Raw genomic sequence first — 17,625 nt, forward strand, 5'->3', positions numbered from 1 at the left:
CTTCTCGGCGATCTTGAGGGTTTACCCAAATAAAAATGGCAAAACGGGGCCTGGGGCATCGTTTGCATCCGATGAATGGGGCGTTTATCAGAAATAGTGCTCAATCGTTTTGGAAATGACTAGCACAGGTGAATGCCTGATCTTTGAGTCCTTGGCCTGGGTGATCAGCGGGCTGTTGCAGAGGTCTTGATATGGCTCAAGGCTGCATGCGTGCCTGGCATTTTTCGTGGGTGCTTCGAAGGGGAACGTCATATAGTCCAAGGTAAGCTTTTGTGTTTCCTGCATGACAGATCCTCTTGTGCCCGCGGGCATCGACGTTGTGGACAGCCCCCACTACTTGCGTGCGTTGACCGATATGGCCGACCAGCGCACCGTGGTCGCTGACGCAGCCATTTACACCGACAACGGCATCAAGCTGGTTGAAAAAGGCACACGCATTGACAGCCGCCTATACGACCGCCTGGTGCAGCACAAGCTGCGCGAGCCCATTGATCGCCATCTGTCCATCGAGAATCCCGTAGACGTACCCGCTTTGCTGGTGGCAGGGCAGGCCATGAGCGAGCAGGAAGTGCTGTTCAATCTGCTGGCAGAAGCGTTGGGTTCTGCAGCCCGGCTGCTGGCGCCGCTGCGTTCGCTGCCCTTGCCTTCATCCATGGCCTGCAAGCTCACCGTGATGCGCGACCAGCGGCCAGAGCTTTTTCAGCACAGCCTCCAGATGATGGCCGTGGCCGTGTTTCTGGGCATCAAGAGCGGGCTGGCGGAGCGCGATTGCGCCAACCTCGCCGCTGCGGCCTTGCTGCACGACCTGGGTGTGCTGCACATGGACCCGGCCTGGATCGATCCCGACCACAAGGTGGTTGGTGCGCAGCGCAAGCATCTGGTGGCACACCCCATCACCGCCATGCTCATGATTCGCGATACCCAGGTCTACCCCAAGGCCGTTGAGGTCGCTGTGCTGGAGCATCACGAGCGCATGGATGGAAGCGGCTACCCGCGTGGCCTGGCAGGTGCCGATATCTCCGCCCTGGGACGTATCTTGCTGCTGGCCGAGGTGGTGGCTGCGTTCTACGAAAAATACGAAGACATGCCCGCGCAGCGCCTGTCGCTGGTGCTGCGGCTGAACCACCGCAAGTTCCCTGCGGCCCTGGTGGCGCACATCCTGCCCCTGCTGCAGGAAGAGGTCGCCCGGGAGTCCGCCCTCATGCCGCTGGGCAACGACGCCTCGCGCCAGATCGACTTGCTGGCCGAAGCTTTTGAATGCTGGGACCAGCTCAAGGTCGCACTGCCCCCCGAAACCAGCGCCAAGGCACTGCCGGGAAGCGCCTTTGTATTCCTCGACGCGCGGCTGTTGGCTCTGCAAAAGGCCTTGCTGGAGGCTGGCTCACATCCCCGGCAGCAGGGCGAGCTCATGGCCCAGTTGCAGGGTGATGCCATCGGCATGGCCGAAGTGGCGCTGGTGGGGCGCGAGGCGCTGTGGCAACTGCAAAGCATCCTGAATGCCAGCCATCGCCGCTGGCCGCAACTGGCAGACCGCGCCACGCCTGCGGATGCGGCGGTGGCGGATTGGTGTGATTGGGCCGTTCGGAGGCTTTGAAGAGAGTGGTCAGCCCACTACGTTTCGCCGCGAGAGTCGATGGCGCGTCGCCCAACCAGCCATGAGCACCGCGAGGATCAGCAGCCCCCACTCAGACAGCGTAGGGATGGATGCAGGCGGTGCGATGCCGATGTGAATCGTGAAGGAATCCGCTGTAGGGCCAGCATCCCAGGTCCAGAGATAGGTGCCCGGTGTGAGTCCCAGACTGGCGAGTGAGGTCGCAGTCCAGGTGGCCGAGGACGTCAGCGCAGAGCCCGAGACGTAGCCTGTCGGGGCGAAGACAAACCCGGGCCCTGTGCTGTCCAGGCCCACCATGTTGCCAGATCCTGCATCCGCCCCGACGGGGCCTCCGCCTCCGAACGCTGGCGGGCCGGATATCCCCAGGTAGGCGTCCACTGTACCTGCCGTGCCGGTGAAGACCAACCCAGCCGAGGCAATGACTCCGGGGAACAGAGGCCCGCTGCCCGCAGGCAAGAGGGCCCCCAGATTCATGCTGCCGCTGCCACTGGCGACCACATTGCCACCGCTTTCAAAAAAGTAGAGCGTATAGGCTGCGAACGTGTTGCCGGACAGGAGCAGCAACAGGGCGACTGCTGCCGATTGGATTGTTTTCATTCAACGGACCCTCTCTTTTTTTGTCCGGCCCATTGTAGGGAGCGTGGCGTGCATTGGCCCAGATTTATATGGCCGGGGATGCACCGGTGTGCAAAGCCTCTCACCCCAAAGTCTTCCTCGCCAGGTACCCCATGGCTTCAAAATACTGGTTATATTTACAGTATTCAAATCGTTCTCCTCTTTGTCTTCACCATGTCTGCGCCACGCCACTCCCTGCGGGTTGTCGCGTCCGATCTGCCATTCGCCGTGCCCGGTGTCTGGCATGCGGACGCATTGGGTGCGGGCCAGCAGTCGGCGCAGTCCACGGGCTATGGTCCTCTGGATGCGCAGTTGCCTGGCGGGGGCTGGCCGGTCGGGGCGCTGAACGAGGTGCTGCAGCCCGTGGCGGGCCTGCACGAATGGCAGTTGGTGCTGCCCGCCCTGGTGCAGGCCACGGCCCGGCGCTCGGGTGCGGTGGTGGTGGTCGCGCCGCCTTGTGAGCCTTTTGGACCCGCGCTGCAGGCCCAGGGGCTGGCGGCCGACCGGCTGTGTGTGGTGCGGGCCGATGCCGCCACCGCACTGTGGGCTGCAGAACAGGCGCTGCGCTGCCGGGAGGTGCTGGCCGTGATGGCCTGGCTGCCGCAGGTGCAGCCCGCAGCCCTGCGCAGGCTGCAACTGGCAGCAGCACAGCAACGGCAACTGCTGTGGGTGTTTCGCCCGGCCAGTGCTGCGCACCAGGCCTCACCAGCCTTGCTGCGGCTGCAGGTGCTGGGGATGGCCATGCCGGGAGGTGTATCCACATTCCCCGGTATGCAGGTGCACATCCTCAAGCGCCGGGGGCCGCCCCTGGCGCAGGGGCTGGATCTACCGGGTTGCCATTCCCGGTTGGCCCAGGTGCTGGCGGCACAGGCCGAGCGCCGACGCTCAGCGCAGGTGGTGGCCAGCACTTTCGCTGCAGCCAAGGCCCCCGGGGTGTTAGCCATGCGCCCACCGCTGGGGGCGCTGGGGGCGCTGGGTATAAGGCCAGAGGGGAGGGGGCATGCACTGGATCGCGCTGCCATGGCCCTGGTGCGATGAGTCTTCACTGTCGCCCGGGGCGTCGGTGCAAGCTGCCGCGGCAGGCTGGTGGGCTTTGCGCTTTACCCCGCGTGTGGCACTGGTGGATGCAGAGGCCGTGCTGCTGGAGGTGTCCTCCACCGAGCGGCTGTGGGGTGGGCGCGAGGTGCTGCTGGCCCAGGTGCTGCAGGCCTGGGTCGAGGCATCTGTCAGGGGCATGGACCCCACAGCTACCAAGGGCGCAGTCGAACGTGGGCCTGCAAGAGCAGGGTTGGTGGCGGGCGCCCAATCGCCTGGCGCGCCGGTGGCTTGGGGCAGTGGCCCCACAGCCCTGGTGGCGCACGCCCGGCTGCGGATGGCCTTGGCGGGGCATGCGCTTCCTGCGCAGGGGCCGCTGGGCCTGCCCCTGCACACGCTGACGGCCGTGCGCCCGCATGTGGCCAGCCTGGAGCGCATGGGCTGCCGCACCTGGGGGGCACTGCGGGCGCTGCCGCGCGCCGGGGTGTCGCGGCGTTTTGGTGCGGCGGTGCTTCGGGTGCTGGACCAGGCCCTGGGGGATGCCCCCGAGGCCCACGCCTGGGTGGAGCTGCCTGAGCAGTTTGTGCTGACGGGCGAGCTGCCTGCGCTGGCAGAGTCGGCCGATGCCTTGCTCTGGAGTACCAGCCGCTGCCTTTGCGCCCTGCAAGGCTGGCTGCAAGCGCGGCAGCAGGGCGTGCTGGGCCTGGAACTGGCCTGGCGCCACGACCTGCGGCGCATCGATGGCGTGGCCATCGCCCCCACGCAAGCGCTGCAGGTTCGCACGGCCCAGGCCACGCAGGACATGGGGCACCTGCGGCGCCTGCTGTCTGAGAACCTGGCGCGCACCACGCTGGCCGCGCCAGCCAACCAGATCACGCTGCGCCTGCTGGAGGCGGCACCACTTCCACACCGCAGCGCGAGCCTGCTGCCGCCCGATGATCTTGGCGGGGGTGATCCCACCGGCGTTCAGGGTGAGGCCTTGCACCAACTGCTAGAGCGCCTGTCAGCCCGCCTGGGGACTGACCATGTGCAGGCCCCGGTGCTGCAGGCCGACCACCGCCCCGAATGCATGCAGCAATGGCGCCCTGCGGCCGAGGTGCTGCGTCTCACGGCAGCGGTGACAAAGCACGCTGCAGCCCGGAATGCCCTCGCCAGCGTTTCCGACAGGCTCCTCGATGCGGCCCCCGATGCCCTGCTGCTGCCCACCTGGCTGCTGAATCCGCCCCGGCGGCTGGCCGTGCAGGGCAACCGCCCCTGCCACCATGGCCTGCTGCGCCTGCTCGCCGGGCCCCACCGCTTTGAGGCTGGCTGGTGGTCTGCGGCCGAGGAGGGCGCAGGCCCAGCCCCCGGTGGGGGGGCGCTGGCCTTGCGCGACTACTTTGTGGCGCACAACGACGTCGCGGGGCTGGTGTGGGTGTTCCGCGAGCGGCTGGCGCCGGAGCCAACCGGGTCTGATGGCCCCCCAGCCGCCGTGCGGCCCCATCGCTGGTTCCTGCATGGGGTGTTTGGGTGATGCCAGCGGAGCTTTTATGGGGCTGATACCGTCCTCTGCATCTTCCGCATCTTCTGCAACTGCCTTGGCGGGGCGTTCCACTGCGGCCCCGCCTGCGCGGCCGACCCCAGCCGTACTGCCGGGCTATGCCGAGCTGCACTGCCTGTCCAACTTCAGCTTCCAGCGGGGGGCATCGCACCCCCAAGAACTCGTGGAGCGCGCACTGGCGCTGGGCTACCAGGCCCTGGCGCTGACGGACGAATGCTCGGTGGCAGGCGTGGTACGTGCCTGGGAAGCGGCCCTGGAATGCGGCTTGCACCTCATCGTGGGCAGCGAGTTTGTGTGGGGCGATCTGCGGGTGGTGGTGCTGGCGCGGGATGCCGAGGGCTGGGGCAACCTGTGCGAGTTCATCACCGCCGCCCGCGCGGCCGCACCCAAAGGGCAGTACCACGTGGGCACGGCCAGCCCATGGGCGGCTTTGAAGGGGTGCGAATTGTTGCTGTCCCCATGTCGGCAGGGCTTTGATGCTTCTGATTTGATAGCTATTAGCGCTTGTCTATCAAGCGCTAGGGGCCAATTTGACTCATATTTTGACGGCCACCTCTGGCTGGCGGTCGAGCTGCACCTGGCACCGGACGACAGCCTGTGGCTGGCCACGCTGCAGCGTGCGGGCGCGGCGCTGGGCTTGCCACTGGTGGCAGCGGGTGATGTGCACATGCACGCCCGTTCGCGCAAGCCGCTGCAGGACGTGATCACCGCCGTGCGCCTGGGCTGCAGCGTGGGCGAATGTGGTTTTGCGCTGCAGCCCAATGCCGAGCGCCACCTGCGCCGGCGCGTGCGACTGGCGGGCATCTACCCGCCCGAGTTGCTGGACGCCACGCTCACGGTGGCGGGGCGCTGCACTTTCCGCCTGGATGAAATCAAGTACCAGTACCCGCTGGAGACGGTGCCCGCCGGCATGACACCCGCACAGGCCCTGGCCTGGCTGGTGGATGTGGGCGTGCAGGGCGAATACCCGCAAGGCGCGCCAGAGAAGGTGTGGGTGCAGATCCGCAAAGAGCTGGATCTGATCGCACACTGCCAGTACGAGATGTACTTCCTCACGGTGCATGACATCGTGCGCTACGCACGCAGCCAGAACATCCTGTGCCAGGGCCGTGGCTCGGCTGCGAATTCGGTGGTCTGCTACATGCTGGGCATCACGGCCGTCCCGCCCGAGAACACCAACCTGCTGTTCGAGCGCTTCATCAGCAAGGAGCGCAAGGAGCCGCCCGACATTGACGTGGACTTCGAGCACGACCGGCGCGAGGAGGTCATCCAGTACATCTACGAAAAATACGGCCGCGAGCGCGCCGCCATCGCTGCGGTGGTCACCACCTACCGCACGCGCAGTGCCCTGCGCGATGTGGGCAAGGCACTGGGTGTGGCGCCGGCCTTGGTCGATGCCTTTGCCAAGGACCACCACTGGTTTGACGAACAGTTCGCCACCGACCGGCTGCAGGAACTGGCTGAAAGCCTGGGCGCACCGCTGCACCGGCACACGGCCCAGCTGTGGCTGGAGCTGGCGGCGGACCTGAAAGGCTTTCCGCGCCACCTGAGCCAGCATGTGGGCGGTTTTGTGCTCACGCAGGGCAAGCTCACGCGCCTGGTGCCGGTGGAGCCGGCGAGCATGGAGGATCGTTCCGTCATCCAGTGGGACAAGGACGACCTGGATACCATGGGCTTGCTCAAGGTCGATGTGCTGGCCCTGGGCATGCTCAGTGCCTTGCGCCGCTGCCTGGATCTGCGCGATGCCTTGCGCGGTGAGCGCTGGGACCTCAAGGGCATTCCGCCCGAAGACCCTGCCACCTACGACATGATCTGCGCCGCCGACACCGTGGGCGTGTTCCAGATCGAGAGCCGCGCGCAGATGAGCATGCTGCCGCGCCTGCGGCCCCGCAAGTTCTACGATCTGGTGGTGGAGGTGGCCATCGTGCGGCCCGGGCCTATCCAGGGTGGCATGGTGCATCCTTATCTGAAGGCGCGAGAGGTCGAGCGGCAGATGCGCAGTGCGGGCAGCACGGAGCCTTTTCCGTTGGAGTACCCGGAGCTGCGCAACGCACTCGAACGCACGCTGGGTGTGCCTATCTTCCAGGAACAGGTGATGCAGATCTCCATCGATGCCGCCGGTTTCACGCCGGGCCAAGCCGATGACCTGCGCCGCTCAATGGCGGCCTGGAAGCGCAAAGGGGGCGTGCACCGGTTTGAAAAGCCGTTGAAAGACGGCATGGTCGCCCATGGTTATGCCGCCGAATTCGCCGACCGCATCTTCCAGCAGATGTTGGGCTTCGGCGAATACGGCTTTCCCGAAAGCCACGCGCACAGCTTTGCCTTGCTGGCCTATGCCAGCAGCTGGCTCAAATGCCACGAGCCCGCGTGTTTTCTGGTCGCGTTGCTCAACTCGCTGCCCATGGGCTTTTACACCGCCTCGCAACTGGTGCAGGACGCACGACGCCACGGCGTGCGTGTGCTGCCCATCGACGTGACCCACAGCAACCACGATTGCACGCTGGAAGGCCCGGCTGAATACCTGCGGCCTGCCAAGGGGTTGCCCACGCCACTGCTACCGCAGCCTGCCGTGCGCCTGGGCCTGTGCCTGGTCGGTAGTCTGGGCAAGGGCGCAGCGGAACGCCTTGAGCAGGCCCGTGCCTCTTCGCCCTTCACCACCGCCGAAGACCTGGCCCTGCGTGCCCACCTGAGCCAGCAAGACCTGCAGGCCCTGGCCGCTGCCGATGCCTTGGTCAGCCTTTCGGGCCACCGGCGCCAACAGATGTGGGACGCAGCCGCGCAGCACACCGCACCCGCGCTGCTGCGCGATGTGCCCGTGCACGAAGCGCTGCTGGCCTTGCCAGCCGCGCCCGAGGGGGAGGAAATCCTGTTCGACTACGCCGCCACCGGTCTCACCCTGCGCCGCCACCCGTTGGCCCTGCTGCGCCCGCGCCTGGACCGCTGGCGCCTGCAGACCGCCCTGCAGTTGAACACCGTGCCCCACGGCCGCAAGGTGCGCGCCTGCGGCATCGTCACCGTGCGCCAGCGCCCCGGTACCGCCAAAGGCACGATGTTCGTCACGCTGGAAGACGAGACGGGCCCCGTCAACGTGATCGTGTGGCCTGCGCTGGTGGACACTTGGCGCAATGCGCTGCTGCGCTCACAGCTGCTGGCGGTGGAAGGCATGTGGCAGTGCAGCGCGCCGGAGGGGGGGGATGCCACCCCCGGTCGCACCCCATCGCCTCCCTCAGAGAACCCGGTGCCGACGGTGGTCCGCCACCTGGTGGCCCAGCGTTTCAAGGACCTCACCCCGCTGCTTGGGCGCATGGCCCAGGCACTGCAGGGCAGCCGGGACTTTCATTGAAGGCAAGTGGCAACCCCCTGAGCGGCTACGCTGGTTGTCTGTGATGAGTGCGAAGCGCCGCAAAACAAGGTGTTGAGATGAGAGGCCTGACTCCAGCGGCTACCGCTCGCGCAGATAAGCGTGGGGGTCGATGAAAAACGCTTTTTTGTAGCCCTGCGTTGCGCCATCCACCTTCCACGGTGCGGGCAGCATGCGCACGATGGAATAGTGCAGGTGTGGCGGTTTACCCTGCGCGTTGCCGCTGGCGCCCAGCGTGCCAATCGCCTCACCAGACGCCACGAAGGACAGGGCCCCGGTTCGGATCGAGTCCAGGTGCGCAAAGTAATGCAGCCGCCAGCGCGGCCCGAGGATCAGTACCACCTTGCCGCCTTTGGCGATTTCCCCTGTAAACAGCACGACGCCGTCCGTGGTGCTCAGCACCGGCGTGCCCGTCTTGCCAAAGATGTCGATGCCCTTGTGCACACCCGAGCTGCCCCAGGGCTCGAACCAGAAGGACTGAGGGTGCCAGTCCTTCGCCAATGCCCAGGCCACCGGGATCTGGATACGCTCCGGAAGCAGCAGGCCCGCCACGAGCGCCGCCAGCAGGGTGAGGCCCAGAATCTTTGCAATTTTCATGAACGCGATTATTCCGCGCCCCAAACGTTGTAGCCGATACCGATCAGCGCGAAGGGTCTGTCTTGCTGGCGGCCTGCCGCGCGGGCTGCGAGGCCGTGCCGGCTGCCCCCTGTACGCCGGGCTTGACAGGCTGCTGGGCCAAGTTCAGCAGCGGCTTGCAATGGGTGTCGTCGTCCGCTGCAGGCACGGTGATGGGTACCAGGGCCAGCGCGGCGGGAGCCACCACGGCGGCTACCACCGCAGCGCCCGCACGCAGCAGCAGCGGGCCGGCTTCGACGCCCACATCCGGGTTGCCAAACGTGCCCCTCACATACAGGGGTGAACGCAGCGAAAAGAACTTCCATTGCAATGACTCGGGCTTGATGCGCAGGTCCAGGGCCTCGGTCCCCAGGTCGATGGTGCCCGTGGCCTCCACCACGGCATCGTCGGTGCTCATCTTCACGATGCGTGTGGTGGCCAGGCCGTCCACCACGGTGAAGTCCGCCACCGCGCAGCGCAGGTGCACTTCCTTGTTTTCCCCAAAGAGCTTGCCCACAATGATGCTGCCCACGTTGAGGGCGGCCAGGTCCAGCATCTGCTTGCTCAGCGTGCCCTCGCGCACATACAGGCGCATCTCGCCCGTGCCGTGGCCCAGCAGCCCGGCCATGCTGTTGCCGGTGCTCTCCAGGGCGATGGCTCCGTCCATGCGTCCAAGGCTCTTCTTCATGAGCTGCACCTTGGGGAACAGCGCAGACAGTTGCAAGCCCTGCACGGTGCCGCGTATCTGCGCCTTGAGGGGGGCTGTGCGTCCATCGATGGTGACCTGCGATTCGATCTTGCCGTCTGCCACGCCAAACGTGAGGGGCGCCAGCCTGAGCTGCGCGTTCTCCATCACAGCGCGCGTGCTCAAGTCCTGCAGCGGCAGGCTCTCGGGGCGGATGATGTGGCGGCCCTTGAACACGATGTCCATGTCCATGGCATTCCAACGCTCAGCCGCAAATTGCGAGTCTGGCAGCACCTTGCCGCCCTGGCTGCGGCTGCGTGGTGTGTTGCCGGACTGGCGGGTGCCCAGCGTCGGCCCCAGGTCTGCCAGGCGCAGCTGGTTGGATGTCATGGTGCCGGTGAGCCGGGGGCGTGGTTTGCCCGAGGTGTATTTCAGCGACCCCTGCAGATCACTCTGGCCCACCTTGCCGCGAAAATCGCTGTACTCCCACACCGCGCGTTCGGGCGCCAGGCTGCCGGTCAGCCGTCCGCGTGTTTCGAACGCCGGGGTATTCGGCAGCACCAGCCCGGTCAGGTCGTACAGGTCGGCCATGCTGCCGCCTTTGAGGAACACCTGAAAATCCAGCCCCGAGAGCGCCCCGGGGTTGGCCAGCACCCCCTCGGCCGAGAGTGCCACGCTGCCTGCGCTGGCATCGATCTGCAGCGGGTAATTCACCACCTTGTTGCGCAGGCTGATCACCTGGCCCGCTCGTCCCCGTCCCTCGATCTGGGCCTTGGCATAGCGGCCTTGCAGTTCAAAGCGCAGGCCATAGGGTGTGGCCTCTGTGGTGGCGACTGCAGGTGGTGTTGCAGCCTGATCGGCCGCACTGGCCGGGGCCCTTGCGACCGCGCTTGCAGGGGCAACGGGCCCCGTCGTGTCAATACGCGCCTTCAGGTCCAGGTCTTTGACGGCGTCGGCATAGGCCAGCACGCCCTGGTGCACCACCAGCTGGTCTACATCAACGCTCCACCCGCTCCTGGGGCCATCCTTGCGCTCAAAGGTCCAGTTGTTGGTGCCTTCGGCCGTGCGGGCCAGAGCCACCTGGGGGTCGATGAGTGCTACGGTATCGATCGACAGGTGCCGCCCCAGAAGGGGCAGCAGGCGCACCGTGGCAGTGGCGCTGCCAATGCGGGCCATGGTGGAAGCATCAGGCAGATCCGCTTTGCCCTTGGAAGGCGCTTTACCATCGGCGCGCTGAAATGGCGGCGCAAACCCCACGGGGTGATCCATCACCAGGCGCTCGGCCTTGACCGTCACGCCGGGTATCCATCGGTGCCATCCTTCTTCCAGGGGTTGGGGCCAGCGCCACGCTGCCGACAAGTCGCCCTCAATGGCAAAGTGCCGGCCCGTGGCTTCGCTGACTTTGTCGTTGACCCAGGGTTTTGCGCGGTTCCAGTCGATCACGGCCAGCAAGGCGCCGAGCACCAGCAGCAACACCGCCACCAGCCCCAGAGCCATCAGCACCCACCGTGCGCAACGTTGCCCAACGCCCGGGGCAGGCACGGTGTGGCCGATGGTCGCGGCAGCGCTCGGCAGATCGGCAGAAGGCGGGGCAGGTGGTGATGGCATGAAAGGCGAATGGGTTATGGCCGCGTTCCGCAGAACGATTCGTTGCACGGGGAATGCGTGGGTGCAGCGTTGGTTCACGCGGCACAGGGCCTCTTGGGTTCATGCTAGCCCGCATCGGCGTGCGATGTGGCGGTGTAGCAGCAACTGCCGCCCTTGTCCTACAGGGCGATACCCGCGCCAGCGCGCCCTAAAATCCGCGCAATATGCACAACCCCCGCCATGCCCACGCCCCGCCCATGCGCGATGGCGTGGGGCCCAGCTGCGTGGTGCTGCCCACCCACGGGCACGGCAGCATGCTGGATTTTCTGGCGCAGCGTCTGCCGGTGGTCACCCGCGACGAATGGTTGCAACGCATGGAGGCGGGCGACGTGGTGGACGAACGTGGCGAACCCGTGGCGCCTGGGCGCCCGTTTGAAGGCAGCCTGCGGGTGTACTACTACCGCAGCCTGCCTGCCGAACCCGCCTTGCCGTTCGCAGAAACGGTGCTGTACCAGGACGAGCATCTCGTGGTGGCCGACAAGCCCCATTTCATGCCGGTAACACCGTCCGGCCGCTATCTGCACAACACACTGCTGGTGCGCCTCAAGCGTCAGCTGGGGCTGCCAGAACTGTCGCCCTTGCATCGCATTGACCGGGACACGGCGGGGCTGGTGCTGCTGTCGGTGCAGCAGCGCACACGCGGGGCCTACCAGGCCCTATTCCGCGACCGCCAGATCACCAAACATTACGACGCGATTGCGCCCTGGCGCGAAGACCTTCTGTTTCCGCGCGAGCACCTCAGCCGTTTGGAGGAAAGCCCGCAGTTCTTCCGCATGCAGGAAGTACCTGGCGAACCCAACAGCCACACGCAGATGCACGTGCTGCAGGTGGCCAGGGCAGGCGATTGGGCGCGTTATCGCCTGTCGCCCGTCACGGGCAAGCGCCACCAGTTGCGCGTGCATATGGCGGCCCTGGGGCTGCCGCTGCGCAACGACCCGTTCTATCCGGTCGTGAACGATCCGCCTGAAGGAGATTATTCGCGGCCGCTGCAGCTTTTGGCGCGGTCGCTGGAGTTCGTGGACCCTGTCACGCGCGAGCCCCGCGCGTTTGAGAGCGCGCAGCGGCTCGATTTGCCGGCTTAGGCCAGATCACCGCTGTTGGCGCATGCCCGCCCATTCCGGGAGTCCCTTGCGCGGGCAGGGCATTGGGTGGAATTTTGGTTTTGAACACAGATAAGGTAACTTGGTTACCCATTCTGGGCAGAGGGCCTGGGAGCTGAAAAATGAAAACAACAGTGAACCCCACCACCCCCCATCGCTCGGTCGCGTTCAAGCTTTCGCTGACGGCACTGCTCAGCCTTCTTCTGGTGCTCATCATCACGATGGGCATCGTCAGCGCCTTGCTCTGGCAGAACTTTGGGCACCTTGCGCGTGGTGATGCGCAGCAATACGCGGCCCAGCTGCGCACGCAGGTGCAGATGTTCGATGAAACCGCACAAGAGCAGGCCAAGCGGGATTTCACGCTGTTCAAGGCCAACTTTCCGGGCAATTTCTCGCTGAGCGAGGTACCCGGGGCCGACGGCAAGCCTGAGGCGACGCTGGCGTTTCAGGGTGCTTCGGTCAACGGCAACTTCGAGGTGGTGGACCGGTTTTCCAAGGACAGCATGGGCGCGGTAGCCACCATCTTCGCGCGTTCGGGCGACGACTTCATCCGCGTGACCACCTCGCTCAAGAAGCAGGACGGCGACCGTGCCTACAAGACCCTGCTCGACCGCAAACACCCTGCCTATGAGTTGATGAACGAAGGCAAAACCTTCATCGGCCGCGCCAACCTGTTCGGCCGTGAGTACATGACGGTGTACGAGCCCATTCGCGAGGGCAACCGGACCATCGGCATCCTGTTCATTGGTTCGGACATCGCCCCCATCCTGGGCAAGCTCAACACCGTGATGGCGGGGCAAAAACTATTTGCCACAGGCGCTGTCTACGCGGTCAACATTTCCTCCGGCCCTGCACGGGGCAGTGTTTTCGGGCTGCCGGGCGCCAATGCGGCACTCAAGATCGATGAGAAAGTGGACGATGCCAAAGCCTGGCTGGCGTCGCTGACGGGCGTGGAGCAAAGCGGGGATTTTGAATCGGCCTGGTCGCCACGCCGCAGCGGCGATGGCGACAATGCCACGCGTTTTGTGGCGGTGCAGCGCTACAAGCCTTGGAGTTGGGCCATCGTGGCCGAGGCGCCGCAGTCTGAAATGATGGGCGAAGCCCGCAGTGTGCTGACCTGGTTGTGGCTGGGGGTGTTGGTGGCCTTGGTATTGCTCGCCGTGGTGCTCGTGGTGGCCACACGCCGCCTGGTGGGGGCACCCGTGCAACAACTGAGCACGGCGCTGGGTTACCTGGCGCAGGGCGACCTCACGCACGCCGTGTCCCTGAAATCCCGTGACGAAATCGGCAGCCTGGCCCAGGCCATGGAGGGCTTTCGCGTTCGCTTGGTCGATAGCCTGAGCACCGTGCGCACCAGCGCGGAAAGTGTGTCCGCCGCCAGCACTGAAATCGCGCAGGGCAACCAGGACCTGTCGGGCCGCACCGAAAGCCAGGCCAGCTCGCTGGAGGAAACGGCGGCCAGCATGGAGCAGCTGGGTGCCACCATCCGCCACAACGCCGACAGCGCCAGCCAGGCCAACCAGCTGGCCGTGGGTGCCAGCCGAGTGGCCGCCCAGGGCGGTGACGTGGTGTCCAAAGTGGTCAGCACCATGCAGAACATCAACACCAGCAGCCAGAAGATTGCCGACATCATCGGTGTGATTGATGGCATTGCCTTTCAGACCAACATCCTGGCACTCAATGCGGCAGTCGAAGCCGCGCGTGCGGGCGAGCAGGGGCGGGGTTTTGCCGTGGTGGCTGCCGAAGTGCGCAACCTGGCCCAGCGCACGGCCGCAGAAGCCAAGGCCATCAAGGAACTGATCGGTGCCAGCAACGCCATGGTGCAGCAGGGCTCGGTGCTGGCCGATCAGGCGGGCACCACGATGCAGGAGGTTGTCAGCTCTATCCAGCGCGTGGCCGACATGGTTTCCGAAATCAGCGCCGCCAGCAGCGAGCAGACCGCTGGTGTGGGCCAGGTGGGAGAAGCGGTGACGCAACTGGACCAGACCACGCAGCAGAATGCCGCGTTGGTGGAAGAAATGGCCGCTGCGGCCAGCAGCCTGCAGACGCAGGCGCACCAGATGGTGTCTGCGATTGCGCAGTTCAACCTGGGGGGGGCTGGTGCCAACACCGGTTTGCCAGCCCTGGCGGGTGGGGCCTCCCGCAACCGGGCAATTTCCGGCTGAATGGCCTAGAAGGCCAAACGCCCGCGGGCTGCGGGCGGCTTTGCCACGGCAGGATCAGCGAAACGGAATGGGCTTGCCCTTTGCAGGAGCGCTTTTCGGAAGCCGCGAATTGAAGAATTCGGCCAGCGCCCGCTGGGTATCGGGGTGCAGCCGCCAGGCGGTCCAGCCCAAGCCAATGCTGCGCAGGTACACGGTGACATGGGCATCCTCCAGCGGGTACTGGATGGCGAGAGCCGGGTTGTCCTGCGACATCACCGGGACTCCACTCCCACTGCTGTCTTGGGGAGCCGGGGTGACTTCGGGCGTCATCTGCGAGCGCAACATGGCCAGCTCACGAATCAGATTTTCGATCTCCGGCGCTGTGAGCGTTTTGTTGATTGCCAGGGTGGCCTGCGTGCGGTCGTCGCTCAGTTGCATGGGGTCTTTCCTTCTTTCGCTGAGAGTTGTGAAGGGCTCCATTGTGCTGCCTCCGGTCTGATGCCTGCCGATGGCCGTGGAAACCCGGGGCCGCAGACCTTCGGCCAAGCCCGGTCCGGACATGCTGCCGCGTGGCTACAATACGGCTGCAGTTGAAACTCTGAAGCGGCGCAGGCCCACCGGATGTCTTCAATGGCCAGACTGAAATACCGTTGTCAATCAACGGGTTACAGAAGGCGGGTGTAGTTCAATGGTAGAACGGAAGCTTCCCAAGCTTCATACGAGGGTTCGATTCCCTTCACCCGCTCCAGCCCTCCCAGGCTGACCAGCTTTTCCCCAACTCCCCTCCGGCTTTATCTCTTTGCACTGCGTGTATTGCGCGGGTTGCCTGCCATCATGTGGCGCTTCGCCAGCAAGCGTTGATTCCGCATATTCATAGTCGTTTTGTTTGGTTGGGCCAAGGACTGGGCCCTTCTAAATTCCGTGTACCGGGTGCCGCAAGCCCTGGCATTTCAACGACACGGAAAGGAAGACGATGTTCACCGCACCATTCACAACCACTTTTGCGCAAACGGCGCGCACGTGGCTCCGCGCCTCCGCGCTGGGCGGCGCCATGCTGGTCTGCAGTGCGGTATTTGCCGCCACCCCCATTCCCGCAGGACCCCTGGTCTCCACCGAGTGGCTGGCACAGAACCTCGATAACCAGCAGGTGCGCATCGTCGAAGTGAGCGTGAACCCGGGCCTTTATGAGCGCGGCCATGTGCCGGGTGCGGTCAACTTCTCGTGGCACCAGGATTTGAACGACCGCGTGCGCCGCGACATCGTGGGCAAGGAGGCCTTTGAGGCGCTGTTGTCCAAGGCGGGCGTATCGCAAGACACCACCGTGGTGCTGTACGGCGACACCAACAACTGGTTTGCCGCGTGGGGAGCGTGGGTGTTTGACATCTATGGTGTCAAGAACGTGAAGCTGCTCGACGGCGGCCGCAAGAAGTGGGAGGCGGAGAACCAGCCGCTGAACAACCGCGTACCGGATGTGGCAGCCACCAGCTACAAGGTGACCAAGGTGAATACCGACCTGCGCGCCCGCCTGTCGGACGCACTGGCAGCCGCCGAAGGCAAGAGCAACGCGAAGCTGGTGGACATCCGCTCGGCCGACGAATACTCCGGCAAGATTTTTGCCCCGGCGGGTGTGCCCGAGCTGAGTATCCGCGCCGGCCACATCCCCGGCGCGGCCAACGTGCCCTGGGGCCAGGCAGTGAAGGAAGACGGCACCTTCAAGTCGGCTGAAGACCTCAAAAAGCTCTACGCCAGCGCAGGCCTGGACGGCAGCAAGCCCATCATCACCTACTGCCGCATCGGCGAGCGCTCCAGCCACACCTGGTTTGCGCTGTCCAAGATCCTGGGCTACAGCGTGAAGAACTACGACGGCTCGTGGACGGAATACGGCAACTCGGTGGGCGTGCCCATCACCAACCCGGCGGGCACCATCTGGGCTGCGAAGTGAATGGGTTGACCGACAGAACCTTTTGGGAAGAAGGTGCAATGCAGAACAAAGAGAGTTTTTGATTTTTGGTAGGGGGTCTCCTTTACAGCCCGCCTTGTGCGGGCTTTTTTATGGGTGAGGTGCAATGACATACAAGATCAATTTCTCTCACGCAGGAAGCTTGGCGCTGCTGGCGGTATTGGTTTGGGCGGCCCAGGCACTGCGGGGCCTGCCCGGCGGGCGCACGCTCGTTTTTGCGCTGGTCACGGGTGCGGTGTTGGGGCTGGTGCTGCAGCGCTCGCGCTTTTGCTTTTACTGCCATGCGCGCGACTGGTTGGAAGACCGCAATCCGCGCGGGCTGCTGGCGATTGTGCTGGCGCTGGCGGTGGGGGTGGTGGGCTATACCGTGGTGCTGGGCAGCTGGCTGCCGGTGCCCCAGCCGGGCAAGCTGCCGCCTGACATGCACATCGGCCCCGTGAGCTGGGTGCTGGTAGCGGCTGGGCTGTCGTTTGGCGCGGGGATGGTGGTGTCGGGCTCGTGCATCAGCGCGCACTGGTACCGACTGGCCGAGGGGTCAACGGTGTCGCCGTTTGCGCTTGTCGGGTCGGCGCTGGGCTTCATCCTGGGTTTCAAGACCTGGAACCCCTTGTTCAGCCTGAGTGTTGCCGATGCGCCCGTGGTCTGGTTGCCCGCCCATCTGGGGTATGGCGGTGCCTTGCTGGTGCAACTTGGCGGGTTGGCCCTGGTGGCTGCCTGGCTGTGGCGTGGCTTTGCACGGGACGCCGCCATCACGTCGGCACCGGGTATCGGGCCTGCCGTGCCCGGGTTAGGCACCGTGTGGCGCAACCTGTGGACCGGGCGCTGGCACTACTGGGTTGGAGGGCTGGCCGTGGGGCTGATTGGCGCCTTCGCGATTGTGCGCATGCGGCCATTGGGCGTGACGGCCACGCTGGGCAGTGCGGCCCGCCAGTGGGCGCAGGGGCAGGGTTGGATTCCCGATCGGCTCGATGGGCTCGACGGTTTTGCGGGCTGCGCCACCGCGCCGCAGTCCACCTGGTTCACTCCCAATGCCTTGCTGCTGGCGGGGCTGGTGACGGGGGCGTTTGTAGCCGCCCTGGCCAGCCGCCAGTGTGCGCCGCGCTGGCCCACCTGGCGCGACGCCGTGCGCGGCCTGTCGGGCGGCGTGTTGCTGGGCTGGGGTGCGATGACAGGGCTGGGCTGCACCATTGGCACGCTGTTGTCCGGCGGCATGGCTGGGGCGCTGTCGGGGTGGGTGTTTGGGGCGGCGGTGTTCTTCGCAGTGTGGGCAGGCCTGCGTGTGAAGGCGGTGCTGCGTCGCTGACGAGGCTG

12 protein-coding genes and 1 tRNA gene are annotated in these 17,625 nt (G+C 65.5%); 9 read left to right on the top strand and 4 right to left on the bottom strand.

Annotated features, from left to right (window positions below; all coding sequences use genetic code 11):
• Nucleotides 1–283 precede the first annotated feature (283 nt).
• Entirely contained in the window at nucleotides 284–1,594 is a 1,311-nt protein-coding gene (locus ASE52_RS04560; RefSeq protein ID WP_057224128.1) for an HD domain-containing phosphohydrolase, read from the top strand.
• Nucleotides 1,595–1,603: 9 nt separating this feature from the next.
• On the opposite strand, the gene ASE52_RS04565 is transcribed toward ASE52_RS04560, so the two are convergent.
• Entirely contained in the window at nucleotides 1,604–2,209 is a 606-nt protein-coding gene (locus ASE52_RS04565; protein WP_057224130.1) for an IPTL-CTERM sorting domain-containing protein, read from the bottom strand.
• 192 nt (nucleotides 2,210–2,401) lie between these two features.
• Here ASE52_RS04565 and imuA point away from each other — a divergent pair, with 192 nt between their 5' ends.
• From imuA to ASE52_RS04580, 3 genes are all read left to right on the top strand, one after another.
• Nucleotides 2,402–3,265, top strand: coding sequence for a translesion DNA synthesis-associated protein ImuA (gene imuA, locus ASE52_RS04570; protein WP_057224132.1), 864 nt, complete (start codon nucleotides 2,402–2,404; stop codon nucleotides 3,263–3,265).
• Entirely contained in the window at nucleotides 3,228–4,775 is a 1,548-nt protein-coding gene (locus ASE52_RS04575) for a hypothetical protein (RefSeq protein ID WP_057224134.1), read from the top strand. The genes imuA and ASE52_RS04575 overlap by 38 nt, the downstream gene beginning before the upstream one ends.
• A gap of 64 nt (nucleotides 4,776–4,839) precedes the next feature.
• Entirely contained in the window at nucleotides 4,840–8,145 is a 3,306-nt protein-coding gene (locus ASE52_RS04580; RefSeq protein WP_057224136.1) for an error-prone DNA polymerase, read from the top strand.
• Nucleotides 8,146–8,244: 99 nt separating this feature from the next.
• On the opposite strand, the gene ASE52_RS04585 is transcribed toward ASE52_RS04580, so the two are convergent.
• Complete coding sequence (locus tag ASE52_RS04585) at nucleotides 8,245–8,760, bottom strand: M23 family metallopeptidase (RefSeq protein WP_057224138.1); 516 nt, start codon at nucleotides 8,758–8,760, stop codon at nucleotides 8,245–8,247.
• 43 nt (nucleotides 8,761–8,803) lie between these two features.
• A complete protein-coding gene (locus ASE52_RS04590) occupies nucleotides 8,804–10,960 on the bottom strand; it encodes an AsmA family protein (RefSeq protein ID WP_057224140.1) in 2,157 nt (718 codons plus the stop codon).
• Between the two features lie 314 nt (nucleotides 10,961–11,274).
• On the opposite strand from ASE52_RS04590, the gene ASE52_RS04595 reads away from it, so the two are divergent.
• On the top strand, nucleotides 11,275–12,192 hold the full coding sequence (locus tag ASE52_RS04595) for a pseudouridine synthase (protein ID WP_057224142.1): 918 nt from the start codon (nucleotides 11,275–11,277) through the stop codon (nucleotides 12,190–12,192).
• A gap of 140 nt (nucleotides 12,193–12,332) precedes the next feature.
• Complete coding sequence (locus ASE52_RS04600) at nucleotides 12,333–14,375, top strand: Cache 3/Cache 2 fusion domain-containing protein (RefSeq protein ID WP_241776918.1); 2,043 nt, start codon at nucleotides 12,333–12,335, stop codon at nucleotides 14,373–14,375.
• Between the two features lie 54 nt (nucleotides 14,376–14,429).
• On the opposite strand, the gene ASE52_RS04605 is transcribed toward ASE52_RS04600, so the two are convergent.
• Nucleotides 14,430–14,792: a hypothetical protein gene (locus ASE52_RS04605; RefSeq protein ID WP_010458595.1), complete on the bottom strand. Its 363-nt coding sequence runs from the start codon at nucleotides 14,790–14,792 to the stop codon at nucleotides 14,430–14,432.
• Between the two features lie 236 nt (nucleotides 14,793–15,028).
• On the opposite strand from ASE52_RS04605, the gene ASE52_RS04610 reads away from it, so the two are divergent.
• From ASE52_RS04610 to ASE52_RS04620, 3 genes are all read left to right on the top strand, one after another.
• Nucleotides 15,029–15,102 (top strand) — tRNA-Gly (locus ASE52_RS04610).
• 303 nt (nucleotides 15,103–15,405) lie between these two features.
• Nucleotides 15,406–16,296, top strand: coding sequence for a sulfurtransferase (locus ASE52_RS04615; protein WP_057225202.1), 891 nt, complete (start codon nucleotides 15,406–15,408; stop codon nucleotides 16,294–16,296).
• Nucleotides 16,297–16,420: 124 nt separating this feature from the next.
• Nucleotides 16,421–17,617, top strand: a complete 1,197-nt coding sequence (locus tag ASE52_RS04620) for a YeeE/YedE family protein (protein WP_057224144.1) — start codon at nucleotides 16,421–16,423, stop codon at nucleotides 17,615–17,617.
• Nucleotides 17,618–17,625: the final 8 nt, after the last annotated feature.

The organism is Acidovorax sp. Root275, assembly GCF_001428965.1.
GTDB lineage: Bacteria > Pseudomonadota > Gammaproteobacteria > Burkholderiales > Burkholderiaceae_C > Acidovorax > Acidovorax radicis.